Raw genomic sequence first — 18,222 nt, forward strand, 5'->3', positions numbered from 1 at the left:
CATGGAAGAGGGGCTTGTAAGCCCTAGGACCCAAGGGGTTCCACAAGGCTCCCCCTTAAGTCCACTGTTGTCAAATGTTATGCTCACCGAACTCGATTGGGAAATCGAGTCTAGAGGGCTGAGTCACGTCAGATATGCCGATGACTGCAACATATACGTTAAATCTGAGAAAGCAGCTCAACGAGTATTAAACAGCATCACACAATACGTGGAAGGAGAGCTCAAGTTACGAGTTAATCGTGACAAGAGCGGAACCTTTCGTCCTAAGGACTCAACATTTCTTGGCTACACGTTCTCCAAAGCAGACAGTAAGCGTATTGTCGTGGCGGAAAAGTCGATGAAGAGACTATGGACGAAACTCCACAAGATGTTTAACTCAGCACGAGGAACTTCTTTGAAAAAGACGATAGAAAGATTGACGCCAGTCCTAAGAGGATGGAGAAACTACTATCGACTGGACACCAGGAAGCAATTTTGGAATGAGATGGATGAACGAATCCGACATCATCTTCGGGAACTTATTTGGATTGCATGGAAGAGGCCGAAAACTAGGGCACAGAACCTGATCAAACTAGGTCTGGATCTCGAGACCGCCTGGAAAAGTTCGGTTAATGGCAGAGGTGCATGGTGGAACTCGGGTCAGGCTCATATGAACCTAACCATCAAGAACGCCCGTTTCGCCAGATTAGGGTTATATTCTCTCCGCTTTATGGCGATTTGTTAATGAAGCGCCCACTACGGAACCGTACGGTGGGTGCTGTGAGAGGGGGACGGGGCAACCCAACCCTCTACTCGATCTTGTCCACAATTAGAAAGCCTCGCGTTTGGGCGAGGCTTCGTATCTAAGAAGGTTGTCCAGCTAGAAGAAGGAAAGCGGAGAAGATAAATTCTTCAGAAGAGCGATAACACTCCAGGCTGCTGACATACTGGCTCTTTCGTTTTCATGATCCGGTTCAGCAGAGAAGGTAAGCTGTGCGTCCATAATCGGATTATGCAAAGTTACCGTATGAGTATTTCTTGTTGCACTTGGATCGCTGATCAGTTTGACTTTCATGTCATGTGCATGTGAGGCCAAGGCTGTAGCTGCGGAAACGTTAACGTTTCTTGGAAAACCTCTTATAGCTGCGTGTACGTCACCTTCAAACACCACCACTTCTTGATCTCTACGTACCGGCTTATTGGCCAAATACGGAGAGTTGTCATAAACCTGTGGTGGTTTTACGCTGACAATGCTGACTTCAGGATTGCCGTATGCTGCGAAAGTAGACATGATGTCCATGCCGCCGATTGCGCCGCTGGTGACATAGATGTGACGTTCATGATCTTTTGCGACCTTGATAATATGTTCTCTGAAGTCTTTGTCATCCAAAGCTCCCACAGAGGCGATGACTAAATCACATCCGGATGAAAGAATATCTTCAGCATATTTTTCTACAGCTTCTACGCCGGCAAATTCAACGACTATGTCCGGTCTTAAAGAGAGCAATTCACTGAGGCTGCGACAGGCGAAGCTCCCAATCTTCATAGACAAATCAACGGCGTGTTCATGATGCTTTGCCAAAACAGCTGTAATGAAGTAGTCATCTTCTAAAAGACGAATAGCATTCATACAGAATGTTTGACTCAAAGCTCCACATCCCAGAACTGCAATCTTTTTCATAAATTCTTCCTTTCATTCCTATTGTTTATTTCATATTAATTGTAAAAAGAAAATACAGAAAAACCAGAAAAAATCTTTAAAAATCAGTCCATCCACTATGAGGATGACCCGTATTAGAGTTATTTCTTTTACTTTCTTACAATATAAGTTTAGATTGTTCCGTGAGTTACGTTGAGAAACATATAAAAAAATGACAGCGTTCAGTATACAAAATCTCACTGTTGTGAAAGGTGAGAAGAAAATTCTCGATTCCGTTTCCTTTGATGTACAAGAAGGGGAGTTTGTCTGTATTGTCGGTCCGAGTGGAGCTGGAAAGTCCACATTATTAAGACAGTTAAATCGTCTTGATTATGGTCGCATTGGCGGTCAGATTCTTTGGAATGGTAAAAGCTTAGAAGAGTATGACGTTCATGTTCTTCGTGAACAGGTGGCCTATATTTTTCAGAAAGCCGTTATGTTTCCTGGAAGTGCGGAAGAGAATATCAAGATGGGAGCACAATTTGAACATAATGTTACCCAACAGGAGCTTGAGGGAAGGTTCGTTAAAGCTATCCGAGAAGCGGGAATCACGCCGGAAATGTTGTCAGTAGAAGCTGCGGATTTGTCGGGCGGCCAACAGCAAAGGGTAGGGATTGCCAGAACCCTAATGCTCGATCCGGTTGTATTACTGTTTGATGAACCGACCGCATCGTTGGATGTGGAAACCTCTAATAAATTTTGCAAAACTCTTAAGGTATTAAAAGAGCATCTGAAAGAAAAAAAATCTGCAAGTCTGATGATTACGCATCGGCTTGAAGAGGCATCTTTCTTAGCAGATAAAGTTTTGATGTTGGAGGAAGGCAAAGTTGTTGCTTTCTTGCCCGTAAATGAGTTCTTCAATAATCCTTCCAATGAGAGAGTTGCAAACTTTCTTAAGGCTTATAAATTGTAAGGAGAAAATATGTCAACCACATTAGGTTCAATTGAGATCTCGTATGCTCAAATGGCAATTGGCATGGTTCCTCTTGGAATAGTCATTCTTTTGTCTGCAGTTTATAAATTAGGCCTTATTAAATCTTTAGTAATCGCAGTAGTAAGGGCATGTATTCAATTAGGAATCATGGGATATCTTTTGGTATGGGTATTTGCTCAAGACAACCCTTGGGTTATCTCTCTGCTGCTCATTATTATGGTAGCGTTCGCTTCGCAGGCTTCTGAAAGAGCTCTGAAGGGAATATCTTCAAAAAAAATCAAATTTAAAATTATCAAGATTCTTTTCGTATCTATTGCCTTAGGTGCTTTATCAGTCTTATGTTACTTACAGTTTGTAGTCGTTAGACCTGAGCCTCTTTGGGAGGGTAAGTACATCATTCCTTTGGGAGGAATGCTTATTGCTCAATCCATGGTTGCCGGATCTCTGGCAGTTGAAAGATTGAGAAGTGAATTTGAAGCTCGAGCTGATGAAATAGAAACTTTATTGGCTCTGGGAGCAACTTCTGCGGAAGCAAGCAGAGAATCTGTGAAAGTGGCTATGACAGCAGCCTTGATGCCGATTATCAACTCTATGATGGTTCTCGGTATCGTAGCTTTGCCCGGGATGATGAGCGGTCAGATTCTTGCAGGCGTTTCTCCGTTATTGGCGGTCAGATATCAATTATTAATTTTCTTCTGTATTGCTGCGTCAGCGGCTTTAGTATCTTGGCTTTCAATTAGAATGGTTCGAAGCCTGTTCTTTACTCGTGACGATCAATTCATTCGATTAGAAAGCTTACAAAATTAGAAATGCAGTTTAATTTATCGGCTAAAAAGGCCACATTGCTTGGATGTACAGCCCCAATTACCTGGGGCCTTTCTGTTTCATTTATCAAAGGAATTACCGACTATCTGGGGGTAGGAAGAGGCTTAGCGATAACTTATACACTTTCCTTTATTATCGTGTTCTTTCTATTCGGGCTTCCGAACTTAAAGAAGATTCCTTGGAAATATTACTTTTGCGGATTAGGAAGTGCGATAACCTGCTCCATGAGCTTTGCTTTTTCTTTGGCTCTTTCTAAGGGCGGGACTCAGGCCATGGAAGTAGGAATGATTAACTATCTTTGGCCCTCGTTGACAATTCTTTTTGCGGTTATTTTTAACCATCAAAAGGCTAAATGGTGGTTAGGGATCGGCATGCTCGGTGCTATCTACGGTATATGTATTGTTCTCAGCGGAAATGTATTGGTTGACTTCAAAGGAATGTATTTCCATATTCTCGAAAATCCTTTGAGTTATTTTCTCGGGTTGACGGCTGCTATTTCATGGGCGGCATATTCCAATTTTACAAAAGCGTGGTCTAGAGGAGAAAATCCTACCGTCTTAGTTTTTGCCGCTGACGTCATTATTTTTAATGTGCTGAACTTATCCGGTGTTGAAGTACCCAAAGACTTTACCTGGTTCGGCTTAGGCATCGCAGTTTTAGCAGCATTGGTTTTAGGCTTTGCTTATGGCTTCTGGACTATTGGTGTTCAGAAAGGAAATATTACCATTCTGTCGATTGTTTCCTATTTCACACCGGTCCTCTCATGCGTATTTGCATCTATTTTTATTGGGGCTCAGCTAACAGGAGCTTTCTGGATTGGGGTAGGTATGGTAGTTGTTGCTTCTTTTATTTGCTGGAGAGCAACTATATAAGAACTTAGGCGAAGCCTCCGGAATTTAGAAGATGGGGTTATAGGAACCTAGAGTTTGAGCTTTTTTATAGATGTTGCCGAAGATTTAAACAACAGCTTTTAATAATGCTAAAAAGAGAGTTCGGAACAAGAATAGAGACTGTGGGTCCACCTCGTTTGAATTCGGCAACTCTATGTATTTTTGAGATGGTTTCATGTCAGTCGTATTTTAAGAACTGCTTCGAAACAGTATCGAACCTTATAACAGTTAAAGGAAGGACTGGACTTCTAACCTAAATGGGAATAGATCTTTTCTTCTTGCTTGAAATTAGGCCCTCTCTCTGCCCTATCTAAGCAAAAACAATTACTCCTTTTAACAATATCCCCTACACTCAAACCGATAATTATCCTTATGAAAGAAGGGAACACAGATGTATTGTTTTAAAAGAACGATTGCAATCTCCTTACTGGCAGCCAGTATGTCTCTTAGCACACCCTGTCTCTCCCAATCAATCGGAGCAAGCTATCTAATTGACAATTCAAGCCCCGCATGGTTTTTGAATCAGGCAAAACCTGAAACTATCGTAGTCAATGGTAAAGCCATTACTTACATGGCCCAATTCAACAACCAATTAGCACAGGACAAATTCGGCTGGACCACAAATTTCCAAATAATGAGACCAGGTCTCTACCAATTCATTGTCTATCCAAAAGGCTCTGATAATCCTTTCAGCCCACAGGTCAGAAGATTGATGGAACCGGTTTATGGACAAAACGGTGATTGGCCGAAATATAAGGAAATGCAGAATCAAATCTTTCCGATTACTCCTGCCTTTGGACAAGCTGCGGGAGGCAAGTTCTCTGCGCTAGTAGTTCTGAATGGCAAGCCCGCTGTCAATACCGTAGTCGCAGTGGAATACTACGGAGCTGATAACTATAAAGGTGCGTCAGCAACCACCAAGATCATTACTCTTCTGAGAACGAATAAAGACGGCGTAATTGACTTTACGATCCCCTGGGAAGGATGGTGGGGCTTTGTAGCTCTTAACAATGCAAATTCTCTGACAGTCAGCAAGGATGGTTCTTCAATCGAACTGGGAAGTGTTTTATGGACTAAATTTGTAAAACAATAGTAGGCGTTATCCTTTAGAATACAAGGGATTTGTTTTGAATTCTAAGGAATGAAAGAGTTAGAGCCTAAGATTACTAAGGTTGATGCCGGATCTAAATTTGTGGAAGAAATAAAGATCGTATTCATGCATCAATTTCCGGTCCATGAGAGAGTTTCTTTAGAGCCTTTTTTCGATCCTTCTGTCGAGGGTGCCGATGCCTGGGTTCTTGCTGAAGGAGACAAAGTCTTAGGCTTCGTTACTCTTCTTACGCTTCCTCCCATAAGTTATATCTTTTATCTCGCTACCGATTCGGCACATCAAGGCAAAGGAGTAGGCTCAAGGCTTGTGAACTTCGTTAAGGAAGCGTATCCCAGCGACCTTCTTTTCCTTCACTGCGAAGTCCCATTAGAAAGCGCACCTGAGCGTTTGCAGACCCGACTAAAACGCTTGAATTTCTATAAACGCCTAGGATTTAAAAAAGTTGGCAAAGAGCACGAGTGGAGAGGAGAATTTTTTCAAACGATGGCAATTGGAAACTGGAATGAAGAAAAGGTCAAAAAGTTTTGGGAACGATTTGACCCCCTTTGGAGTGATGAAGATTAATTCTCGGGCTTTTTCTCTAAACCTTGTTTCTCCTCTTTGTTCGTTTGCTCTGTCTCAATTTTGCTGACTAAGATTTGATCAATCCGGTTCATATCCACGTCGATGACTTCAAATTTATAGCCGCTGTAAATTACCTTGTCCGTTAGCTTTGGAATCTTTCTCAGCATATACATCATGAATCCGGCAACGGTCTCATAACTTTCATCATCGGGCATTTTATCTAGCTCTAAGGTTCTTTCAAGATCTTCGATAGGGGTTGCCCCGTCAATCAGCCAAGTCCCATCTTCTCTTTGTACGATATAGGAATCATCCTCGGTTTGTACCAGGTTACCCATCACCGTACTCATGACATCTCCTAGAGTGATTATTCCCACCGTAAGAGCATATTCGTTCAACACAACAGCAATATCTTTGCCCTGCTGCTTGAAGACTTCCAAAACTTCCGAGAGAGATAATGTATCCGGCAGACAAGGAATACTCTTTAAGAGGCTCTTTTCATGAAGTGAAAGACTCTCATTTTCCAAGGCCCTGCAGAGTAGATCTTTGGAATCAATATAACCAATAACTCTGTCGATGTTCTTATCGCAGACTAAATATTTACTATGAGGATCCGATTCAATCTTCTTCTTAATATCCTCGAGAGAATTTCCAAGAGTGAAGTAAGTAACGGAATCTCTTGGAGTCATTGCGCTAGTGACAAAACGATCTTCTAATTTAATAACATTTTCAATGGCTTGCTTTTCATCATTATCAAGCAAACCAGCTTCTGCCCCGGCACCAACAGTGGCTAAAAGATCTTCGCTCGTAATCGTGGCCTCATTCTTTGTCGGAACTCCTATAACTTTTAAGAAGAAATTTGAGAGGCCCGTCAATGCAATAACGAAAGGCTTCAAGATAAGAATCAAGAATCGCATTGAGCCGATTAAAAGCAATGCATATTTTTCGGGCTTGTTCAAACCAATTCTTTTGGGAATTAAGTCTGCGAACAAAACGAAAATCATTGTGACCGCAAAGAAAGAGCAGAAAAAGCCTAAAGAGGCGGCCAAATCCGGAGCGCAGAAATAAAGAAAAAATTGTTCGAAAAAGGGAGAAAATACTGTTTCACCTACGATACCGCCGAGAATTGCAATCGCGTTAACACCGATTTGGATAACTGAAAAAAACGGTCCAGGTTTGATTTGAAGATCTAGAACTTGTTTTGCTCTTTTGTTTCCTTGTTCAATTAATTGCTGCATTCGGATTTTGCTTGAGGCAGCTAATGAAATTTCGGCAATTGAGAAATAAGCACTAGAAAGGATCAATGCCACGATAATAATGAGTCTTGTTGTTAGATCTAATTCCATTTTTTTCTCCGCAACAGTGGACTATTATGGCAAAAATAAGTAAAAAAAGAATTTACTCAGCTTAAAGCGGTTTTGATCTGATAAGATAACGACCTTGTGCGGAGAAATGGCAGAGTGGTCGAATGCGCCGGACTCGAAATCCGGTATACGGGTCTCCCCGTATCGAGAGTTCAAATCTCTCTTTCTCCGCCAGAATCCTTCTGTTTTCTTTTCTCTCTCTCTTATATCCCGCTTTTTTTTGCTTATTTTTGGTTGAAAGGAAGCCTGAAGATTAAAGTTCATGAAAAAAGCGCTTTTGGAAACCCTCTCAGAATACTGTCAGCTGGGAATCCCGCAGCAATTGGATTACTCAAAATTTAATTTGTATTCAATCATCACCCATTCCACAGTTATCGAAGGATCTACTGTCACAGAAGTTAAAAACCAACTTCTTTTTGATGAAGGTATAACTTCCAACAAAAGAAGTCTTCGAGAACAGCTAATAAAACAGGTGGGACGTCCGGCTTGCTAATTAAGAAGAAACCGAAGAAACTATTCGATACTCGATGAGAATGAAAAAAAAGGCGGTCTTGTGAACCACCTTTTTCTGCTTTTGTTAGAAATTAGATAATATTAGTATTGGTCAAAATTCTTTTGAATTTCTTTAGGATCTTTTGTTTGTGTCAGGGAGAGCATCAAAAGAACACGTGCTTTCTGCGGATTTAAAGAACCGGAAGAAACAAAGCCGTACTTGGCGTCATCTACTTCTGCGTCCTTAGTTGTTGAACCGGTAGGAACACGAGAAGAACGGACTACAGCGATGCCGTCTTTAGCTGCTTTTTCGATGATTGGGAAAGTAGACTTATGGAGGTTGCCGTTACCGACACCGGCAGTGACGATACCGTCATACTTAGCATCAACCAAAGCTTGGGCCTGGATGCCTTCGACTCCTGCGTGCTGATAAATAATACCGACCTTAGGCAGTTTTTCCAATTTATCTACATTGAACGGAGTGGCTGTTGTGTGGGCTTTGACCGGAGCAGCATCCCAAAGGACTTTTCCGTTATGAATGGTGGCGAGTTGGCCGGCATTCGGGCTCTGGAAAGTTTCAACGCCGGTTGTATTGGTCTTAGTCACATCACGGGCACCGAGAACGCGGTCATTCATTACAACCATAACGCCTTTGCCGCGTGCGGTTGGATCTCCTGCAACTGCCACAGCGTTGTACAAGTTGGCAGGACCGTCAGCAGAGAGAGCGTTTGACGGACGCATTGCGCCGACCAGAACGATAGGCTTATCGCATTTAGCTGTCAGCTGAAGGAAGTAGGCAGTTTCTTCCATGGTGTCAGTTCCATGGGTGATAACGAAACCGTCTTTCTTGCCGCATTCTGCATTAATTTTCTTGGCCAATGTCAGCCAAACTTCATCGCTCATGTCTTGAGAGCCGATTTGAGCAACTTGTTCGCTGGAAACGTTGGCGATGTTAGCTAATTCAGGAACAGCCTGAACTAAAGCATTGACGCCTACCTTAGCAGCGGAATAGTTTGTCTGATCTGCAGCTTTAGATTGACCGGCAATAGTACCGCCTGTTGCATAAACAGCAACATTAGGTTGAGCAGCATAAGCTGCACCGAAAACAAGAGATAAAGAAGCGGCAATAAGTGCCTTTGTGAACATCGTAGTCCTCCTCTATGTGGAAATAATTTCTCATTCGTCTAAGTGGTCACGAATGCGAAACGTGAATATTTGTATATTTTTTTAGAGTTTATTACGTACAAATCTTAAATAAAATCACCTAAACATGGTATATATGAATAAATAAAAAGGACAATTGTTGGATATTTCCTTAGAAGTTCTGTTCTTTCAAAGGCTTGCCACTCAAGGTCTATATATTGTTAGTTTCGAGGTTCCTCTTGAGGCCAAAGCTTCTTTTTACTTTGTTGCTTTGCCGCAAAGATGAAAGAATTTCCTTCCAAAGATCAGAAATGTAGCGGATGACTGCTTTATCCTTCCAGCACTTTGTAGTTACAACTAAGATTTAGGTCTTATTCTTTTCGGACAAGTTAAGAGAGCCTGAGAAATGAAAGAAAGCCAGAGAACTTATGTCGCCATAGACCTCAAGTCTTTTTATGCATCGGTCGAGTGCTATGAAAGAAATTTAGATCCATTGACAAGTTTTTTGGTTGTAGCAGATCCTTCCAGAACTTCAAAAACAATCTGCTTAGCTGTTTCTCCAGCCTTGAAAGCTTTTGGAATTTCCGGTAGACCGCGTTTATTCGAAGTTAAGAAAAAGGTCGAAGAAATCAACAAGGCACGAAAAATCAAAGCCGGCTTTTCCGAATTTGAAAGCACTGCTTTTGATAAAAAAGAGTATGGAGCAAATGAGAAGAGTAAATTAGATTTTGTAATCGCTCCTCCGCAGATGTCTCATTACATGGCCACCAGCGTGAAGATCTACGAAACCTACCTGGAACTTATTGCACCCGAAGATATTCACGTTTATTCAATTGATGAAGTTTTTATCGACATCACGCCTTATCTGGAAACCTATAAAACAACTGCACATAATTTGGTTCGTGAATTAATCAGAAGAGTCCTGAAAAAGACAGGCATTACAGCAACCGCAGGTATCGGCCCGAATTTATATTTGGCCAAAGTAGCCATGGATATCGAGGCAAAACAGTGCGAACCGGATAAGGACGGTGTTCGGATAGCGGAACTAGATGCTGCAACCTACAGAAGTAATCTTTGGAGCCATGAGCCAATCATGGATTTTTGGAGAGTCGGAAAAGGTTATGCGGATTCTCTTGAGAAAATTGGTTTAAGGACAATGGGAGATGTTGCTCGGTATTCTATTAGGAACGAGAAACATCTGTTTGAATTGTTCGGAGTGAATGCAGAACTTCTAATTGACCACGCATGGGGACTAGAGTCTTGCACAATGAAGGACATTAAGTCATTTGAACCCGATGGAAAAAGTATTGGTTCAGGTCAGGTTCTTCAGGAGCCATATTCTTTTGAAAAGGCCTTGTTAGTAACCAAAGAAATGGCAGATGCTTTAGGTTTAGATCTTTTTTCCAAAGATTATGTAGCTACAAAAATAGTTTTGACGATCGGTTATGATGTAGAGAATTTGAATGAGGCCGAAAAAGGCAACGGATATCAAGGTCCAATTAAAGTAGATTCTTACGGCCGGAAAGTGCCCAAGCCGGCCCATGGAACAGTATCTCTTTCCAGAGCAACCTCATCTTCTTCGGAAATCAGAAAAGAAATGGAGAAGCTTTTCAAACAAATTGTGAATCCTAGTCTTTTGATTCGCAGAATAACGATGTCCGCGGCGGTATGTCCGAAGAAATCGATTTGTGAGGAGTCGGCGGATACTGCCCAGTTAGATTTGTTCGACAGCATGGAAATGGCCGAACTCTTCGACCATCAAAGCGACAGGAAGGGGGAAAAAGAGAGAAAGGTTAACGAGGCAATATTAGCTTTGCGGAACAAATTCGGAAAAAATGCCGTCGTTAAAGGTATGAATTTAGAAGAGGGGGCCACTGGCATTTTACGCAACAACCAAATCGGCGGACACAAAGCATGATCAAAGACTATAGTGACATTATTGACCTTGAGCGTCCGGTTTCACGTTTTCCGAAAATGTCTCGGCAGGCAAGGGCGGCGCAATTTGCACCGTTTGCTGCTTTGACGGGTTATGAAGATGCTGTTAAAGAAGCCTCACGCTTTGTCGCAGAAAAACCTCTTCTAGACGATCATGAAGTAGAGAGAATAAATCAGATCTTGAGGGACGCTATTGAATTTGATGATGCTGTGGATCTGATAATTTTTGAACCGGACTTACACAAATCTGGAGGAAGAGTCAGCAGAGTAACGTCACGCATCAAAAAAATAGATGAGACTGAACGGAAACTGGTGCTTGAGAACGGCAGACAGATCATTTTAGAGAACATTATTGGTATCAAAACTGAGGACTCTTCTCTCGACCAGGTGCCATGGTAATCACGGCATTAATCACTTCTTTCTTAGAAGCTCATAACGTTGAGTAAGGATAAATTTCTATAAAGAAACCGGCACTCTCAGAAAAGAGATTGTCGGTTTCTTTATCTAATTCGAATTCAGTTGGGAATGAGAGGCCAATAAAAGTTTATTAGGAAGACAGGTTGAGAAAATAGAAAATGGGAGTGTCCGAAATTTTGTGTCTGTCCCAATTTCATAATGTAGTTTGTTTTCCCGGGAAGGCAGTTCGCTTGTGGAACGTAGTGGAACAAGCGAACTGCCTTCCCGAGGGCTTCGCCCATCCCATCCATTTTATCCTTGTTTGAAGCGATCTCCAAACATCACAACGAACTGGAGCATTGCCTGACGCCATCTAAATACTGATTTGTTCCAGTCTTTGGTGGCATTCTTTATTGCTAAAAATACCAGTTTGTAAACTGAATCATCCGTCGGGAACATTGTTCTGGTTTTGATTACCTTCCTAATCGAACGATTCAACGCTTCAATACTGTTGGTTGTATAGATCAGCTTTCTAATTTCCGGAGGAAAGTTAAACAAGGGAATAACTTGTTCCCATTGATTCAGCCACATCCCCTTGATGACACTGTAGCGTTTACCAAGCGTAGATTCGGCAAAATCTTCAAGTCTGTTTCTTGCCTCCTCCGCATCAGCTGCCCCATATATTCCCTTGAGTTGAGTCATCACTCCTTTCAAGTCCTTATAGGAGACAAAAGCCGTTGAATTTCTCAGCAAATGCACAATACAAGTCTGATGTATCGTCTTTGGGTATACGGTTTCTATGGCCTTTGTCATTCCTTTAAGACCATCTGTTACTGCTATCAAAATGTCATTGCAGCCGCGAGCTTTGATTTCATTGAATACGCTTGTCCAGTATGCGGCCCCTTCATTGTCTGACAGCCACATCCCGAGAACTTCACGGGAGCCGTCGGCTCTAACGGCCAAGGCAAGATACAGGGCTTTGGGCGTAATGGTATTGCCGTTTTTTACTTTTACTCTCAGAGCATCAAAAAAGACCACCGGATAAAAGTCTTGCAGAGGCCGACTCCTCCATGCACGCACGTCCTCTAACACCTCGTCGGTCACTCTGCTTATGAATTCTGCACTTACTCCAACTCCGTAAATTTCCTTCATATGGGCAGAGATCTCACGATTGCTCATACCCCTTGCGTACATGCTGATGATTTTGTCATCCAACCCTTTTAAGTGTCTTTCGTATTTGGGAACGGAGATCGGTTCAAAACTGCTTAGTCTGTCTCGAGGAACTTCTATACGAACTTGGGCATTGTCGGTGATGACCGTCTTACTGCTTGTCCCATTTCTCTTATTGACCGGCTCAGGTTCATCCTTTGCTTCTTTTGAGACAGGAACAATTTCTCCGTTTTTGAGATGAAAATCCATTTCGCTTTCCAGGCATCTTTCAAGAAACCGTTTCATTACCTCTTGAACCATGCCGGTTACTTCTTCTGAGCTCCAGCCGATTTTGCCAGTGTTAGCTAAGGTTTGATCAATGTACTTCGTTAAAAAAGCGTCGGCCTCACTGAGAGGTTGCTTTACTCTTCTTGCCATCTTTGATTCTCCAATCCCTTGCTTAGAAGTTTAACTACTCTCCAAACAAAGGAAAATTGTTAAATCGGACAAGACACAAAATTGCTTACATACTCTAGAAAATATGCACCGAGATAAAAATCGTTCACTTTTTCTTACCCATTATTTCCCAATAATTAGTTTGTTTGCTTCTGACCGAAGTGATTAGGTACGTAATGTCCGCCTCTGCCGTCACTTCTCACATGGTTGCCATGCTGATCGTAATAGCCGCCTCTGCCGTCGCTTCTGGTATGGTTGCCGCGCTGATCATAGTAACCGCCCCGGCCGTCACTGCGGGTATGGCTACCATCCGGATGATAGTATCCACCTCTGCCATCGCTTCTGGTATGGTTGCCGCGCTGATCATAGTAACCGCCCCGGCCGTCACTGCGGGTATGGCTACCATCCGGATGATAGTATCCACCTCTGCCATCGCTGCGGATGTTTTTTTCATCGTTGGTGTAGTATCCGCCTCTACCATCGCTTCGGTCGTGATCCATGGCTTGAGCAAATGGAACGGCGATGAAAAAGGAAAAAAGGCATGCTGTCAATAAAATTTTCTTCATATCTTGGGACCTCATTTTTCTTCAAAGTGTAATGATTCTTTTTGTCTCCATCTATATTTAAGGCCGACAGTAATTTTTTTTAATAATTAACGTCTTATCCAAAAGATATCAAAGGAAAAACAATTAAATAGTTAATGCATTACCGAACATTGAAAAGTACCTGAAGGATTTTCAGGTATCTCTAGTTGTTAATCCAAAACTGATGTCGCTTTCTTACAGACAATTTCAAAATGTAAAACTATCATTTTGATGTCTTCTTTTTGCCTGTAGGACCATGGAATAGATTTTTATGCTCAATCTAAGAATTCTTTCAACAATTAATGGCATACTCAAAAAATTAGCTGAATGTAATTTTTTGAAAAAGAATGCAAGAGACTACCAATCCAAAAACCCTATACGACAAAATCTTCGATGAGCATGTCGTCAGAACCGAGAAAGACGGGACATCAACTCTTTATATTGATCGCCATCTAGTCCATGAGGTGACAAGTGCTCAAGCCTTTGAAGGATTGCGTTTGGCCGGAAGAAAACTTTGGCGCAACACCTCCATCGTTGCTACTGCCGACCATAACACTCCGACAACCGGTTGGGAAAAGGGCATGGACGGTATTACCGATCCAATTGCTCATCTTCAGGTCATCACGTTAGATAAGAATTTGGCGGAAAACGGCTGTGCCGCATACTTCCCATTCCTTAGCAGAGGACAAGGCGTGATCCACGTCATGGGGCCGGAAGAGGGTGCTATTCTCCCCGGAATGACTGTTGTTTGCGGGGACTCTCATACAAGTACTCACGGGGCTTGCGCTGCTATTGCTTTCGGTATCGGTACCAGCGAAGTAGAGCACGTGATGGCTACCCAGACGCTTCTGACCAAGAAAATGAAAAATATGTTGGTCAAGGTTGACGGAAAATTAAAGACTGGTGTCTTTGGTAAAGATTTAGCTTTGGCAGTCATTGGAAAAATCGGTACCGCCGGTGGAACAGGCTACGCTATTGAATTTGCAGGAAGTGCAATCCGCGAACTATCGATGGAAGGAAGAATGACCCTGTGCAACATGGCAATTGAAGCCGGAGCACGATGCGGTATTGTCGCTGTCGACGAGAAGACAATCGAGTATATGAAGGGCAGGCCCCTTGCTCCGGAAGGTAAGCAATGGGAGCATGCAGTTGAATATTGGAAGACTCTTCATTCAGATGAAGGAGCTAATTTCGATACCGTTATTGAAATCAATGCTTCCGAAATAGTTCCAATGGTTACTTGGGGTACTTCTCCGGAAATGGTCGTTCCGATTACTGGCTCAACTCCGTTTCCTGAAAATCAACCGGATCCGGTTAAGCGAGAAGGATGGAAACGCGCCTATAAATATATGGGGCTGGAACCGGGAACTCAAATGACTGAAATCTATCCGAACTCAATTTTTATTGGTTCCTGTACCAATGGACGAATTGAAGACCTTAGGGCAGCTGCTTATGTCGTTAAGAAGTTAGGCAAGAAAGTGGCTCCGAATATCAAATTAGCTCTGGTTGTTCCAGGATCCGGCTTGGTTAGAGAAATTGCTGAGAAGGAAGGGCTTGATCAGATTTTCATTCAAGCCGGTTTCGAGTGGAGACGTCCGGGATGCTCCATGTGTTTGGCTATGAATGCGGACAAGCTCTCCGAAGGAGATCGCTGCGCTTCCACAAGTAACCGCAACTTTGAAGGAAGACAAGGCAATAAGAGCCGTACCCACTTGTGCTCTCCTGCAATGGCAGCAGCTGCCGCTATTGAAGGTCACTTCGTAGACGTGCGCAAGATCTTTTAAGGAGTAATTATGGAAAAATTCACAGTTTTAAAAGGCATTGTTGCTCCTTTAGATCGCTCCAATGTTGATACAGATGCAATCATCCCTAAGCAGTTCTTGAAATCTATTTATCGCACAGGTTACGGTCCGAACCTTTTTGACGAATGGAGATATTTGGATAAAGGAGAACCTGGAAAACCAATTGGTGAAAGAACACTTAACCCTGATTTCGTTTTAAACCAACCTCGATATGAGGGTGCGAATATTCTTTTAGCCCGCAAGAACTTCGGATGCGGTTCTTCCAGAGAACACGCAGCCTGGGCGTTATCACAATATGGTTTCAGAGCCATTATTGCTCCGAGCTTTGCTGATATTTTCTACAACAACAGCTTCAAGAACGGTTTGCTTCCGGTCATTCTTCCTGAATTTACCGTTGACGCTCTTTTTCACGAAGTCAATGCCAATAACGGTTATGAGCTGACGATCAACCTAGCAGAACAGAAAGTCATTGAACCGAATGGTACGGTTCATGATTTTGAAGTTCCTGAATTCAGAAAATTCTGCTTGCTGAACGGTCTCGATGACATCGGGATCACTCTGCAGCATAAAGATGAGATTGAAGCTTTTGAAAACAGAAGGCTTACTGATAAGCCTTGGTTAGTAAAGTCTATTTATTAATAAGGGATTCAAATGACAAAAAAAGTTGCTGTTTTAGCCGGTGACGGTATCGGCAGTGAAATCATGGCGCAGGCCTTAAAAGTGCTGAAAGCACTTGATTTGGATTTGGTATATGAGGAGGCCTTGGTAGGCGGTGTAGCTTATGCAGCGTACGGTCATCCGCTCCCGGAATCGACATTGAAACTTGCCAAGGAAAGTGATGCAGTATTGTTCGGCGCTGTTGGAGATTTTAAATACGATAACCTAGAACGTCATTTAAGACCGGAGCAAGCCATTCTTGGTTTAAGAAAAGCTCTCGGACTTTTCGTCAATCTGCGTCCTGCCGTTTGCTATAAAGAATTGACCTACGCTTCCAGTTTGAAACCTGAACTAGTTTCGGGCCTTGATCTCTTGATCGTCAGAGAACTGACCGGCGACGTTTACTTCGGTCAGCCAAGAGGCAGAAGAATAAGCCCGGACGGATTATTCGCTGGAAGCGAAGAGGGCTTCGACACAATGCGCTACTCCAAGCCTGAAGTCGAAAGAATCGCTCATGTTGCCTTCAAGGCTGCTCAAGGCCGCGGCAAGCACTTAACCAGTGTTGATAAAGCCAACGTATTGGAAACCAGCCAACTTTGGCGCGACACGATGAACCGTGTTGCTAAAGAATATCCGGACGTCACTCTGGAGCATATGTATGTAGACAATGCCGCAATGCAGTTGGTTCGAGCTCCTAAGAAACTCGATGTATTGGTGACAGGCAACTTGTTCGGCGACATTCTGTCCGATGAGGCTGCCATGCTTACTGGTTCTATCGGCATGCTTGCTTCTGCAGCTTTAAATGAAAAGAAACAGGGATTGTTTGAGCCTTCCCATGGTTCGGCACCGGATATTGCAGGCCAGAATATTGCAAATCCTCTAGCTCAAATTTTGTCAGCGGCCATGATGCTCCGCTATTCTTTGGATATGCCTGAAGCTGCCGACAAGATTGAAAAGGCCGTTAAGAGGGTTTTGGCCGAAGGCTATCGAACAGGCGATATTTGGAGCGAAGGTTGCAAGAAAGTTACCTGTTCCGAAATGGGTGATGCAGTAGTAGCTGCTTTACAGTAATTAAAAACTCAAATTAGTAAATCTCGCGGAGGTTATCGATGTTGAAATTAGGGATGGTTGGTTGGCGAGGAATGGTTGGTTCCGTCCTCATGGACAGAATGATGGCTGAAAAAGACTTTGACTTTGTCAGCACAACATTCTTCTCAACAAGTAATGCAGGGGGCAAAGCTCCGGACGTGCCCAATGCCGATCCTGTGTTGAAAGACGCCGGGGATTTAGACGCTTTGGCAGCATGTGATGTAGTTATTACTTGCCAAGGCGGTGATTGGACGAAAGAGCACTTCGGCGAGCTGAGAGAAAAGGGCTGGAATGGCTACTGGATTGATGCCGCAAGCACACTGCGTATGGAAAAAGATGCGATCATTGTTCTTGATCCTGTCAATATGGACGTTATCCAAAAAGGCTTGGAGTCCGGTGTTAAAAATTATGTCGGCGGCAATTGCACAGTTAGCTTGCTTTTGATGGCTTTGGATGGTCTTATTCAGGCTGATTTGATTGAATGGATTACTTCCATGACTTATCAGGCAGCCAGCGGTGCAGGCGCTCCGAACATGCGTGAACTTCTCAAACAGATGGGCGATTTGTACGGGGTCGTAGCCGATGATTTGCAGGATCCGCGTTCTGCCATTTTGGCTATCGACAGAAAAGTCACTGAAGAAATGAGAAGCCCGGAATTTCCGGTTAAGGCCTTCGGAGTTCCTCTTGCCGGAAGCTTGATCCCATGGATTGACAGAGAAGTAGAACATGGTCAAAGCCGTGAAGAATGGAAGGGCGGAGCTGAAGCAAACAAGATTTTAGGTCTTCCGGGTATCGGCGAAAAAGGCTGCTTGCCAATCGACGGTCTTTGCGTCCGTGTTGGTTCCATGCGCTGCCACTCTCAGGCTTTAACAATTAAGTTGAAGAAAGACATCTCCTGCGAAGAAATTGAAAAGATTCTGGCTGGTGCCAATCAGTGGGTTAAAGTTATTCCTAATCATAAGGAAGAAACTATTCAAGAACTTACGCCGGCTAAAGTTTCCGGAACGCTTTCCGTTCCAATCGGCCGTATCCATAAGCTCAACATCGGACCTGAGTATGTTACCGCCTTTACTGTCGGCGACCAGCTCTTGTGGGGAGCTGCCGAACCGCTGCGCCGCATGCTGAGAATTCTTGTTGATTTCAAGAAAGCCTAGAC

General features: G+C 43.1%; 18 protein-coding genes and 1 tRNA gene. 14 read left to right on the top strand and 5 right to left on the bottom strand.

The window, feature by feature from the left end; translation table 11 throughout:
* The first annotated feature begins 1 nt into the window (after nucleotide 1).
* Nucleotides 2–724, top strand: a complete 723-nt coding sequence (locus tag ADH67_RS04865) for a reverse transcriptase domain-containing protein (RefSeq protein WP_066591809.1) — start codon at nucleotides 2–4, stop codon at nucleotides 722–724.
* A 135-nt stretch (nucleotides 725–859) separates the two neighbouring features.
* Here ADH67_RS04865 and ADH67_RS04870 read toward each other — a convergent pair whose 3' ends face one another.
* Nucleotides 860–1,660, bottom strand: coding sequence for an aspartate dehydrogenase domain-containing protein (locus tag ADH67_RS04870; protein WP_066591812.1), 801 nt, complete (start codon nucleotides 1,658–1,660; stop codon nucleotides 860–862).
* Nucleotides 1,661–1,850: 190 nt separating this feature from the next.
* Between ADH67_RS04870 and ADH67_RS04875 the strand changes: the two genes are divergently transcribed.
* The 5 genes from ADH67_RS04875 (at nucleotide 1,851) to ADH67_RS04895 (ending at nucleotide 6,002) form a co-directional block, all read left to right on the top strand.
* Nucleotides 1,851–2,591, top strand: a complete 741-nt coding sequence (locus tag ADH67_RS04875) for an ABC transporter ATP-binding protein (RefSeq protein ID WP_066591816.1) — start codon at nucleotides 1,851–1,853, stop codon at nucleotides 2,589–2,591.
* A gap of 9 nt (nucleotides 2,592–2,600) precedes the next feature.
* The gene (locus ADH67_RS04880) at nucleotides 2,601–3,419 is read left to right on the top strand and encodes an ABC transporter permease (RefSeq protein ID WP_066591819.1); all 819 of its coding nucleotides are present in this window, start codon (nucleotides 2,601–2,603) and stop codon (nucleotides 3,417–3,419) included.
* Between the two features lie 2 nt (nucleotides 3,420–3,421).
* Nucleotides 3,422–4,309 (top strand): aromatic amino acid DMT transporter YddG, encoded by an 888-nt coding sequence (yddG, locus tag ADH67_RS04885; RefSeq protein WP_066591822.1) that lies wholly within the window; start codon nucleotides 3,422–3,424, stop codon nucleotides 4,307–4,309.
* A gap of 457 nt (nucleotides 4,310–4,766) precedes the next feature.
* Nucleotides 4,767–5,420, top strand: a complete 654-nt coding sequence (locus tag ADH67_RS04890) for a DUF4198 domain-containing protein (RefSeq protein ID WP_158212624.1) — start codon at nucleotides 4,767–4,769, stop codon at nucleotides 5,418–5,420.
* 48 nt (nucleotides 5,421–5,468) lie between these two features.
* Entirely contained in the window at nucleotides 5,469–6,002 is a 534-nt protein-coding gene (locus ADH67_RS04895; RefSeq protein ID WP_066591830.1) for a GNAT family N-acetyltransferase, read from the top strand.
* Here ADH67_RS04895 and paeA read toward each other — a convergent pair.
* On the bottom strand, nucleotides 5,999–7,345 hold the full coding sequence (gene paeA, locus ADH67_RS04900) for a polyamine export protein PaeA (protein ID WP_066591833.1): 1,347 nt from the start codon (nucleotides 7,343–7,345) through the stop codon (nucleotides 5,999–6,001). The two genes, ADH67_RS04895 and paeA, sit on opposite strands and share 4 nt — an antisense overlap.
* Before the next feature lie 100 nt (nucleotides 7,346–7,445).
* On the opposite strand from paeA, the gene ADH67_RS04905 reads away from it, so the two are divergent.
* Together ADH67_RS04905 and ADH67_RS04910 are read left to right on the top strand one after the other, a co-directional pair.
* A tRNA-Ser gene (locus ADH67_RS04905) sits at nucleotides 7,446–7,537 on the top strand.
* Nucleotides 7,538–7,625: 88 nt separating this feature from the next.
* Nucleotides 7,626–7,856, top strand: coding sequence for a hypothetical protein (locus tag ADH67_RS04910; RefSeq protein WP_066591838.1), 231 nt, complete (start codon nucleotides 7,626–7,628; stop codon nucleotides 7,854–7,856).
* 101 nt (nucleotides 7,857–7,957) lie between these two features.
* Here the strand turns inward: ADH67_RS04910 and ansB are convergent, their stop codons facing one another.
* A complete protein-coding gene (ansB, locus tag ADH67_RS04915; RefSeq protein WP_066591843.1) occupies nucleotides 7,958–9,001 on the bottom strand; it encodes an L-asparaginase 2 in 1,044 nt (347 codons plus the stop codon).
* Between the two features lie 403 nt (nucleotides 9,002–9,404).
* Here ansB and ADH67_RS04920 point away from each other — a divergent pair, with 403 nt between their 5' ends.
* Both ADH67_RS04920 and ADH67_RS04925 read left to right on the top strand, forming a co-directional pair.
* The gene (locus ADH67_RS04920; RefSeq protein WP_066591845.1) at nucleotides 9,405–10,916 is read left to right on the top strand and encodes a Y-family DNA polymerase; all 1,512 of its coding nucleotides are present in this window, start codon (nucleotides 9,405–9,407) and stop codon (nucleotides 10,914–10,916) included.
* Complete coding sequence (locus ADH67_RS04925; RefSeq protein ID WP_066591850.1) at nucleotides 10,913–11,332, top strand: YolD-like family protein; 420 nt, start codon at nucleotides 10,913–10,915, stop codon at nucleotides 11,330–11,332. Before ADH67_RS04920 ends, ADH67_RS04925 begins: the two co-directional genes overlap by 4 nt.
* A gap of 309 nt (nucleotides 11,333–11,641) precedes the next feature.
* Here the strand turns inward: ADH67_RS04925 and ADH67_RS04935 are convergent, their stop codons facing one another.
* Together ADH67_RS04935 and ADH67_RS04940 are read right to left on the bottom strand one after the other, a co-directional pair.
* Nucleotides 11,642–12,916 carry an IS256 family transposase gene (locus tag ADH67_RS04935; RefSeq protein ID WP_066591855.1) on the bottom strand — a complete coding sequence of 425 codons (1,275 nt, stop codon included), beginning with the start codon at nucleotides 12,914–12,916 and terminating at the stop codon, nucleotides 11,642–11,644.
* Between the two features lie 155 nt (nucleotides 12,917–13,071).
* On the bottom strand, nucleotides 13,072–13,500 hold the full coding sequence (locus ADH67_RS04940; RefSeq protein ID WP_084081445.1) for a hypothetical protein: 429 nt from the start codon (nucleotides 13,498–13,500) through the stop codon (nucleotides 13,072–13,074).
* A gap of 365 nt (nucleotides 13,501–13,865) precedes the next feature.
* On the opposite strand from ADH67_RS04940, the gene leuC reads away from it, so the two are divergent.
* Genes leuC through asd form a run of 4 tightly spaced genes read left to right on the top strand, consistent with a single transcriptional unit; the run spans nucleotide 13,866 to nucleotide 18,220 of the window.
* Entirely contained in the window at nucleotides 13,866–15,302 is a 1,437-nt protein-coding gene (gene leuC, locus ADH67_RS04945; RefSeq protein ID WP_066591869.1) for a 3-isopropylmalate dehydratase large subunit, read from the top strand.
* A gap of 9 nt (nucleotides 15,303–15,311) precedes the next feature.
* Entirely contained in the window at nucleotides 15,312–15,959 is a 648-nt protein-coding gene (leuD, locus tag ADH67_RS04950; RefSeq protein ID WP_066591871.1) for a 3-isopropylmalate dehydratase small subunit, read from the top strand.
* Between the two features lie 12 nt (nucleotides 15,960–15,971).
* Nucleotides 15,972–17,048, top strand: a complete 1,077-nt coding sequence (gene leuB / locus ADH67_RS04955) for a 3-isopropylmalate dehydrogenase (protein WP_066591880.1) — start codon at nucleotides 15,972–15,974, stop codon at nucleotides 17,046–17,048.
* Between the two features lie 41 nt (nucleotides 17,049–17,089).
* Nucleotides 17,090–18,220 (top strand): aspartate-semialdehyde dehydrogenase, encoded by a 1,131-nt coding sequence (asd, locus tag ADH67_RS04960; RefSeq protein ID WP_066595666.1) that lies wholly within the window; start codon nucleotides 17,090–17,092, stop codon nucleotides 18,218–18,220.
* Nucleotides 18,221–18,222 lie beyond the last annotated feature (2 nt).

The sequence above is a fragment of the Turicimonas muris genome, from assembly GCF_002221595.1.
In the GTDB taxonomy this organism is placed as follows: domain Bacteria; phylum Pseudomonadota; class Gammaproteobacteria; order Burkholderiales; family Burkholderiaceae_F; genus Turicimonas; species Turicimonas muris.

What these genes read in the sequence shown, in the direction of transcription:
- ADH67_RS04865 (WP_066591809.1), top strand. Translation starts at nt 2, where the DNA reads ATGGAAGAGGGGCTTGTAAGCCCTAGGACCCAAGGGGTTCCACAAGGC.
- ADH67_RS04870 (WP_066591812.1), bottom strand. Translation starts at nt 1,660, where the DNA reads ATGAAAAAGATTGCAGTTCTGGGATGTGGAGCTTTGAGTCAAACATTC.
- ADH67_RS04875 (WP_066591816.1), top strand. Translation starts at nt 1,851, where the DNA reads ATGACAGCGTTCAGTATACAAAATCTCACTGTTGTGAAAGGTGAGAAG.
- ADH67_RS04880 (WP_066591819.1), top strand. Translation starts at nt 2,601, where the DNA reads ATGTCAACCACATTAGGTTCAATTGAGATCTCGTATGCTCAAATGGCA.
- yddG (WP_066591822.1), top strand. Translation starts at nt 3,422, where the DNA reads ATGCAGTTTAATTTATCGGCTAAAAAGGCCACATTGCTTGGATGTACA.
- ADH67_RS04890 (WP_158212624.1), top strand. Translation starts at nt 4,767, where the DNA reads ATGTCTCTTAGCACACCCTGTCTCTCCCAATCAATCGGAGCAAGCTAT.
- ADH67_RS04895 (WP_066591830.1), top strand. Translation starts at nt 5,469, where the DNA reads ATGAAAGAGTTAGAGCCTAAGATTACTAAGGTTGATGCCGGATCTAAA.
- paeA (WP_066591833.1), bottom strand. Translation starts at nt 7,345, where the DNA reads ATGGAATTAGATCTAACAACAAGACTCATTATTATCGTGGCATTGATC.
- ADH67_RS04910 (WP_066591838.1), top strand. Translation starts at nt 7,626, where the DNA reads ATGAAAAAAGCGCTTTTGGAAACCCTCTCAGAATACTGTCAGCTGGGA.
- ansB (WP_066591843.1), bottom strand. Translation starts at nt 9,001, where the DNA reads ATGTTCACAAAGGCACTTATTGCCGCTTCTTTATCTCTTGTTTTCGGT.
- ADH67_RS04920 (WP_066591845.1), top strand. Translation starts at nt 9,405, where the DNA reads ATGAAAGAAAGCCAGAGAACTTATGTCGCCATAGACCTCAAGTCTTTT.
- ADH67_RS04925 (WP_066591850.1), top strand. Translation starts at nt 10,913, where the DNA reads ATGATCAAAGACTATAGTGACATTATTGACCTTGAGCGTCCGGTTTCA.
- ADH67_RS04935 (WP_066591855.1), bottom strand. Translation starts at nt 12,916, where the DNA reads ATGGCAAGAAGAGTAAAGCAACCTCTCAGTGAGGCCGACGCTTTTTTA.
- ADH67_RS04940 (WP_084081445.1), bottom strand. Translation starts at nt 13,500, where the DNA reads ATGAAGAAAATTTTATTGACAGCATGCCTTTTTTCCTTTTTCATCGCC.
- leuC (WP_066591869.1), top strand. Translation starts at nt 13,866, where the DNA reads ATGCAAGAGACTACCAATCCAAAAACCCTATACGACAAAATCTTCGAT.
- leuD (WP_066591871.1), top strand. Translation starts at nt 15,312, where the DNA reads ATGGAAAAATTCACAGTTTTAAAAGGCATTGTTGCTCCTTTAGATCGC.
- leuB (WP_066591880.1), top strand. Translation starts at nt 15,972, where the DNA reads ATGACAAAAAAAGTTGCTGTTTTAGCCGGTGACGGTATCGGCAGTGAA.